The 7,081-nt window shown below is 51.9% G+C and carries 8 protein-coding genes; 2 read left to right on the top strand and 6 right to left on the bottom strand.

The features are described 5' to 3' along the window. Window positions 1-33: 33 nt before the first annotated feature. From NYE24_RS33655 to NYE24_RS33645, 3 genes are all read right to left on the bottom strand, one after another. Window positions 34-1,266 (bottom strand): IS110 family transposase, encoded by a 1,233-nt coding sequence (locus NYE24_RS33655; RefSeq protein ID WP_076162511.1) that lies wholly within the window; start codon window positions 1,264-1,266, stop codon window positions 34-36. Window positions 1,267-1,640: 374 nt separating this feature from the next. Beyond that, window positions 1,641-1,814: a hypothetical protein gene (locus NYE24_RS33650; protein WP_179090391.1), complete on the bottom strand. Its 174-nt coding sequence runs from the start codon at window positions 1,812-1,814 to the stop codon at window positions 1,641-1,643. Between the two features lie 148 nt (window positions 1,815-1,962). Beyond that, complete coding sequence (locus NYE24_RS33645; RefSeq protein WP_076154559.1) at window positions 1,963-2,865, bottom strand: ArsR family transcriptional regulator; 903 nt, start codon at window positions 2,863-2,865, stop codon at window positions 1,963-1,965. A 149-nt stretch (window positions 2,866-3,014) separates the two neighbouring features. Here NYE24_RS33645 and NYE24_RS33640 point away from each other — a divergent pair, with 149 nt between their 5' ends. Continuing rightward, window positions 3,015-4,523 carry an alpha-N-arabinofuranosidase gene (locus NYE24_RS33640; RefSeq protein WP_036695122.1) on the top strand — a complete coding sequence of 503 codons (1,509 nt, stop codon included), beginning with the start codon at window positions 3,015-3,017 and terminating at the stop codon, window positions 4,521-4,523. Between the two features lie 19 nt (window positions 4,524-4,542). On the opposite strand, the gene NYE24_RS33635 is transcribed toward NYE24_RS33640, so the two are convergent. From NYE24_RS33635 to NYE24_RS33625, 3 genes are all read right to left on the bottom strand, one after another. Further along, entirely contained in the window at window positions 4,543-5,232 is a 690-nt protein-coding gene (locus NYE24_RS33635) for an LrgB family protein (protein WP_036695123.1), read from the bottom strand. Next, window positions 5,229-5,645, bottom strand: coding sequence for a CidA/LrgA family holin-like protein (locus NYE24_RS33630; RefSeq protein ID WP_036695124.1), 417 nt, complete (start codon window positions 5,643-5,645; stop codon window positions 5,229-5,231). The genes NYE24_RS33635 and NYE24_RS33630 overlap by 4 nt, the downstream gene beginning before the upstream one ends. A 207-nt stretch (window positions 5,646-5,852) precedes the next feature. Then, window positions 5,853-6,539: an NAD(P)H-dependent oxidoreductase gene (locus NYE24_RS33625; protein ID WP_083677753.1), complete on the bottom strand. Its 687-nt coding sequence runs from the start codon at window positions 6,537-6,539 to the stop codon at window positions 5,853-5,855. Window positions 6,540-6,688: 149 nt separating this feature from the next. Between NYE24_RS33625 and NYE24_RS33620 the strand changes: the two genes are divergently transcribed. Then, entirely contained in the window at window positions 6,689-7,075 is a 387-nt protein-coding gene (locus tag NYE24_RS33620) for a helix-turn-helix domain-containing protein (protein ID WP_036695125.1), read from the top strand. The last annotated feature ends 6 nt before the right edge of the window (window positions 7,076-7,081 follow it).

Genomic DNA, 7,081 nt, shown 5'->3' with positions numbered 1-7,081 from the left:
AAAAAACGTTTCGTTTTTTTGAAAAAGGGAAGACTATGGGATAGGATTCAATTGAACACTATATCCTAACTGCTGGATATATTTCACGTACCTATCTAACGTGTTTTTCTTGGACGTCTCATCGCCTAGTGAGACGTCTATTTCTTGGTATGACCTCTTCTCCCGCATCAGGGCATGGAGGATTCGAATCAGCAAATGCGCGGTGGCGACGTTTGCTTTTTTATCGCCTCGTCTCTTTCGAATTCGTCGAAAGAATTGTCCGATCCGGTTCGAGGAGCGAGAGTTTGCCCAAGCCGCCTGACACAAGGCCCCTTTCAGATGCTTGTTCCCTTGCATCGTTTTTGACTTTCTTCGCTTTCCAGCGCTTTCGTTGTTCCCTGGACACACCCCCGCCCATGAAGCAAACTGCGCATCACTCGGGAACATTTCCGCGACATGCGGCCCCACTTCGGCAAAGATGGTCACGGCAGACGTCCGCTCAATTCCTGGAATGGAGTCAATTTGTTCAATCTTCTCCAGGTACGGTTCTGCCTTCGCCTCGATTCGAGCTTCCAGTTCCGTGATCCTTTTCTCCAAATAGACCAAGTGGTCCCAGTGGTCTCGAATCATCTCGCGATGATGACGGCGCAACTTGCCATTGAGCGCGTCTAGCAACTGCGGAACTTTCTTTTTTAAACGGGTTTTGACCAGGTTCTTAACGGTCCCTTCGTCGATGACCTCGCCGTCCATGATCTTCTGGAGCAGGCCCCGCCCTGAAACCCCATATAGATCGGACATAAAGGTGGTTAGCTTGATGTTGGCATCCTGCAGGATTTTGTGAATGCGGTTTTTCTCCGCCGTCACCGCCTGCACCATCTTACTCCGGTAACGGGTCAAGTCTCGCAAATCCCGGATGTCCTGTTCGGGCACCATACTGCCTTCAATGAGCCCGCAACGGTGCAATTGCGCTAACCAGCGCGCATCTTGCATGTCACTTTTTCGACCCGGCGTATTCTTTACCCGCTGGGCGTTGGCCAAGACCAGATCACAACTGCCCTCTAAGATGTTCCATACCGGTTTCCATAACACGCCCGTGCTCTCCATCACCACCTCCCGGCAGCCGTGTTCACTCAGCCAATCTTGCAGGCCTAGCAATTCTTTGGTTGTCGTCCCAAAGGTTTTCAGGTGACATTGTGGTTTCTGTTCGATCGGTCCTTTCAACACGCAGGCCACAACGGTTTCCTGGTGCACGTCCAGACCGGCGCAACACATACGTACAGCATCCATTCCAACCATCCTCCATCGTCAGTTTACAAATCATGCGCTCGAGTGAGTGTAATTTAATACACGTACTTTTGGGGCTACAATAGGCGATGCTCGAAAAGCGCAATAGAACGGTTTTTCGCACGGGGTGTATCCCAGTAACCGTTTCCGCCCTTTGATTTGTATATGTAGTGTTGACGACTACAGCCTCATTTAGAATGGTTGCGACGGATGCCACCCACTTATTTTCATTCCTGGCGGTGACAAGGCCTCTGTCTTGTCATGCCTGTTTTTCGCATACATTTTAGGCTTCTCATTAGAAAAAGACTGTCCCCGGAGGAACAGTCTGCTACGTGCACATGCTTTATACCTTATGCCTTAGCCTTTTAACCACTCCCCTAATTCTTAGGAAGCGGGTCAGGATGGGCGGTTTCTGCCGGTTTGGCTTCCCAATCATCGGCTTCCGGTTCAATATCCACACCGTTTTCCATCTTTTTTCGTTCTGCGAGTGAATCCCCGTCTTTATTCTCCTTGTTGCGGATGTCTGCTTCGTTACCTGAATGATCTGACATGTGAATTCCTCCTTGTATGCAAGTTGTGCGCGATTTGGATTACTTAGTTATAGTTACCCGCGGACCCCTTTTGCAAACATCCCATCCGAACAAAGCTCATTTTCCTTGTCTTTTCCATATCGCTTGCCATTCGGCAGACAGGTCCCTCTTACTCATAATACACACGAAACACAATGTCCTGCTCATAATTCCCGAAGCCGCGCCCGAATAACGTTAAGCCGCCCCGCCTTCGGGTGGTGTCTTCTGCCGTGAACCTGAAGCTCCACTGGTCCTCCTGCCAGCCCACCTGATCAATGGTAACTGCCGATATCTGCTGGCCGTCTATATAAGTGCCCCCTGTATTAATTCTGAGCACCTTCAGCAGCCCGTACTGGTTCACATCCGATTTCCACCAGGCAGGAGTCAGCCGGCCTCTCATTACGCCGAAGTCACCGGGGCTGGTCCATTTGCCAAGCGAAATGCCATTCATCATAAAAGAGATATCCGAAGGCCACTTCTCGTTCACACTCGGCGCCTCCGAACCGATCTCCATTGAAATCTCAATCTCCTGCACCGTCTGATCCATGAACAGATAATTCGGAACCTTATATTCCGCATATCCCTTGGCGAACCAGAGAATGCCGGCATCCACCCGTTGCGGGTCCAGGAAATAACGCGGGTCGTCATAATACCCGATCAGCTTCTCAGTGGTGGCAATGCCGCAGGTCGGAGAGGCTTCAAGATCGGTGTAATGCCCGACAGGGACAGAGACCTCGACCACCTTACGGGCGATTCCTTTGGCCCCGGATAATTTAATCTGCAAGAAATTCGCAGAAAGTGAGCAGAATTTATAAGTCCCCCCATCGATCCGCTTCATCTGGGAGCTGACGATGCCCGCCTTCTGCAGCTTCGCTACATGCGAGCTTACAATGGCGCTGCTGAGATACAGCCTGGCTGCAATCTCCTTGATATGCATCTCCTCGTTGCTAAGCAGATCGATGATCCGCAGCCGCACTTCGCTGGCAAGTGCTTCATAGACCTTCAGCGATTCGGAATCTGTGGTTAAATACATCGGTGGCCCTCCGCGCTCTTTGAATTAGTTATTATGTTAATCCTGAAATTAGTTATTGCTTAGTATACCCTGTAATTCGTATCATGTAATCATAAACGGGCTTGTACGATTAGCTATTTCATTAATCTAACACAAAGGAGATTCTAACTATGAGCATTCAATCCAAGATGATTATCGACAAAGACTTTAAGCTGGCCGAGGTAGATCCAAGGCTGTATGGTTCCTTCATTGAACATTTGGGCCGGGCCGTATATGGCGGAATCTATGAGCCGGGACATCCTACCGCTGATGCGAACGGATTCCGCGGTGATGCCCTTCAGGCTATTAAGGCACTACGTGTACCAATCATCCGTTATCCGGGAGGCAACTTCGTATCCGGCTATAACTGGGAAGACGGCGTTGGTCCCAAGGAGGAACGGAAGCGCTCTCTTGAACTTGCCTGGTGGGTTACAGAGACTAATCAGGTAGGCACGAATGAATTCGCTGATTGGGCCAAGCTGGCCGGTTCCGAAGTGATGATGGCAGTGAACCTCGGCACACGCGGGATCGATGCTGCAAGGAATCTGGTCGAGTACTGCAACCATCCCTCCGGCTCTTACTGGAGTGACCTGCGGATCTCCCATGGTTACAAGGCTCCGCACAATTTCCGCACCTGGTGTCTGGGTAATGAAATGGACGGTCCTTGGCAGATTGGAGCCAAGACTGCCGTCGAATACGGAAGGCTCGCCAATGAGACCGCCAAAGCGATGCGCTGGGTTGATCCTTCCCTGGAGCTTGTCGCCTGCGGCAGCTCGGGCAGCAATATGAGTACTTTTGCCGAATGGGAAGCTACAGTTCTGGATCTCACCTACGATAATGTCGATTTCCTCTCGCTGCACACTTACTACAATAACAATGATGGAGACACAGCGAACTTCCTGGCCCAATCGCTCGATATGGATCAGTTCATCGACAGCGTAGCAGCAGTATGTGATTATATCAAGGCTAAGAAGAAAAGCAAGAAAAAGATTTACCTCTCCCTCGATGAATGGAATGTGTGGAAGTCGCAGGGTTCTAGCCGTGCTGAGCAGCACTGGCAGATTGCACCGCCTGAATTCGAGGATGTCTATACACTGGAGGATGCGCTGGTGGTGGGCTGCTGCCTGATCAGCCTGCTCAAGCATGCAGACCGGGTCAAGATGGCTTGTATCGCCCAGCTCATTAATGTCATTGCACCGATTATGACGGAGGACGGCGGACCGCTCTGGCTGCAGACTACTTATTATCCTTACATGCATGCCTCCATCTACGGCCGGGGAACGGTGCTTCACCCGCTGATTACAAGCTCGAAATATGATTCCAAGGATTTCACCGACGTTCCATATCTGGAAGCGGTCAGTGTATATAACGAGGAGCTGAACGAGGTTACTGTGTTTGCAGTGAACCGCCATCTGAGCGAAGGCATGGAGCTGGCGGTTGATCTGCGGAGCTTCGGCGCTGTAGAGGTTATTCAGCACACGATTCTTGAGAATGAGGATCTTCAGGCGGCCAATACCCGCTCCAACCCGTCGAATGTGCTTCCGCACAACCGGGGAACGGCAGCCGCAGACGGCGGCCGGGTAAGTGCAATGCTTCCAGCGGCTTCCTGGAATGTGATCCGGCTGCGTGTCAACGGCTGATTACTGAAGGCCTGCAAGCTTAATGGTACATGATCCAGGCGACTAGCGGTCCGGCAATGGAGCCGACAATAGCGCATACGGTCATGGCTACAGAGCTCATGGACACTGACTCCTCGCCGTATTCCAGCGCTTTGGCTGTGCCGAGGGCATGGGAAGCTGTGCCCAGGCCAATGCCGATCCCCGACTCGCTGCGGATTCTGAACAGCTTGATAATATAGGGGCCGCCAATCGCTCCGGTGAAGCCGGCAACCATCACGAAGACGGAGGTCAGCGATGAATCTCCGCCGAGATTACTGGAGATCTGGATCGCTACAGCGGTGGTAATCGACTTAGGCAGAATAGACAGCACATACAGCTTAGAGAAGCCGAGTCCGGCTGCCATCAGCAGTCCGCTGAACATTCCGACCATAAGTCCGGTGACCGTTCCGCCGAGAATGGCAGGGAGATTCTTCCACAGCACATGCCGCTGTTTGTATAAGGGATAAGCAAGCGATACTACCGCTGGTCCCAGCAGCCGGTTAATCCAGTCGCCGCCGATCATATAAGTCTCATAAGAGATATGGAAGCCCATGAGCAGCACAACAACCGTGAACGTTGCCGTCAGTGCAGGCAGCAGAACCGGAAGACGGTAGCGTTTGTACAGTATGGACATGACCAGATAGATCACTACGTTCATCAGCACGAAGCCAACGGCCAGAAGAATTCTCATGCTTCCTTCCCCTTCCCGTGGAGATTACGGGCACGGTACGTCCGGCGTGTTAGACGTTTGACGCTGCGGGCGGCAATCCACTGGCTGGAATGTGCCGTAACAACCATGGTCAGCACACTGCTGATGACGAGAATGCCGATCAGGAGCAGCCCTCTTCCGCTGAAGATATCGAGATGGTTCATAATGCCCGCGGTGGCGGGGATGAAGAACATGGGCAGATACGCCAGTATAAAGGACGAGCCGTTCTCAATCAGCTTCACGGGCACAATCTTAAGCAGCAGCAGGACGAACAGCAGCAACAGTCCCACGATACTGCCTGGAATCGGCAAATGCAGCAGCTCTTGCAGATAGTCTCCGGCCAGGAAGAACACATACAGCAAGCAGACTTCGGCGATAATACGGATGATTTTCATAATGCAGGAATCCCTTCAGTCTTGAAATGACGATCTTAAGCAGCCGCTCACCGGCAGCAAGTTGACCTCCTAAGAGTAGCAGAATTTTCAGTAAATTTTCAATAAGTTTTCGACTCTTCTATGTACTTTCATAACGGTAATCAAAGAAACGGATGACGCCCTGAGGGGCAGCATCCGTTTTGTATTAGGTTCTCATGATTTAGATTCCTATATCCACTCTACCACCTGAGCAGCGGTCCGCCGGGTCTTGGGACGCGGCTCGCCGGTGCGGTAGCCGAAGGCTACCATGCAGGCCAGCCCGAAATGTTCAGGGTCCATAATCCCCTCGTGGGCCAGAAGCTTCTCCATCTTCAGCTTATCGAAGCCTTCAATTGGACAGGAATCGATGCCAATCAGCGCGGCTGCGGTCATCATATTGCCAAGGGGCAGATACGTCTGACGTGCCCCCCACTCGAAGATCGCCCGCTCATTACCAGCCAGGCCGAAATCGTTTTTCAGGAATGCATCGAAGACCCGCTGCTTGCCCTCTGCAATCTCAACCGGCAGCTTCTGTACCTCCGACATCATACTCTGAATATATTCTGAGTCAGCTGCCAGATCACGCGGCTGTCTGGCCAGAATGAGCACGAAATGGCTTGCGGTCGGAAGCTGCTTCTGGGCGCCCCAGGCGTATGGCAGCAGCTTTTGCCGGAGCTCCGGGTTCTGAACAACTACAAACTTCCAGGGCTCGAACCCGAACGAACTCGGTGACAGGCGTCCCGTCTCCAGAATGAAGCCGAAATCCTCCCCGCTGATCTTCCTGCTGCTGTCGAATTCTTTGGTCGCATGTCTGTACTCGTAGGCTGCCAAAATCTGCTCTTTCGTCATTTCACTTACTGTGCTTGTGTTCTCCATCCTCCATACTCCCTTTCTGTGTACCATTCATGATAAGGAATTGACGTTTCCCTGTTCCCATGCCTATAGTAATGGATATACAATACATTTAGAAGTACGCACATTTTTGTGATGTAGTATACAAAATGATACTAAGGAGCGTGTTCGTGATGCGCGACCGTAAAGGCGGTTTCGGCACCTGCCCTGATGGCAATGCCTTTGCTTGTCCTGTAGAATTCACCCTCGATGTCATCGGCGGCAAATGGAAAGGTGTACTCTTGTACCATATGATGGATTCCACAGTCCGGTTCAATGAATTCCGCCGCATCTGCCCCGCCATCACCCAGCGCATGCTAACACTGCAGCTCCGCGAGCTGGAGGAGGATGGCGTCGTTCACCGTGAGGTCTATCATCAGGTGCCGCCGAAGGTCGAATACTCCTTGACCGAATTCGGCCGCTCTCTGATTCCGATCATCAAGCTGATGAGAGATTGGGGTCTGGAGTACCAGGCGAAGCAGCAGAGTTCTGAGAGTCCGGCTATAGACACCGGAGTGTAGCAGGGC

This window comes from Paenibacillus sp. FSL H7-0350 (assembly GCF_038593195.1).
GTDB lineage: Bacteria > Bacillota > Bacilli > Paenibacillales > Paenibacillaceae > Paenibacillus_AQ.
The sequence above is the reverse complement of the archived record's forward strand: the minus strand, read 5'-3'. Positions and strand labels throughout refer to the sequence as shown.

Coding starts and splice junctions, on each gene's coding strand:
- NYE24_RS33655 (WP_076162511.1), bottom strand. CDS start 1,266: ATGGATGCTGTACGTATGTGTTGCGCCGGTCTGGACGTGCACCAGGAA.
- NYE24_RS33650 (WP_179090391.1), bottom strand. CDS start 1,814: ATGTCAGATCATTCAGGTAACGAAGCAGACATCCGCAACAAGGAGAAT.
- NYE24_RS33645 (WP_076154559.1), bottom strand. CDS start 2,865: ATGTATTTAACCACAGATTCCGAATCGCTGAAGGTCTATGAAGCACTT.
- NYE24_RS33640 (WP_036695122.1), top strand. CDS start 3,015: ATGAGCATTCAATCCAAGATGATTATCGACAAAGACTTTAAGCTGGCC.
- NYE24_RS33635 (WP_036695123.1), bottom strand. CDS start 5,232: ATGAGAATTCTTCTGGCCGTTGGCTTCGTGCTGATGAACGTAGTGATC.
- NYE24_RS33630 (WP_036695124.1), bottom strand. CDS start 5,645: ATGAAAATCATCCGTATTATCGCCGAAGTCTGCTTGCTGTATGTGTTC.
- NYE24_RS33625 (WP_083677753.1), bottom strand. CDS start 6,539: ATGGAGAACACAAGCACAGTAAGTGAAATGACGAAAGAGCAGATTTTG.
- NYE24_RS33620 (WP_036695125.1), top strand. CDS start 6,689: ATGCGCGACCGTAAAGGCGGTTTCGGCACCTGCCCTGATGGCAATGCC.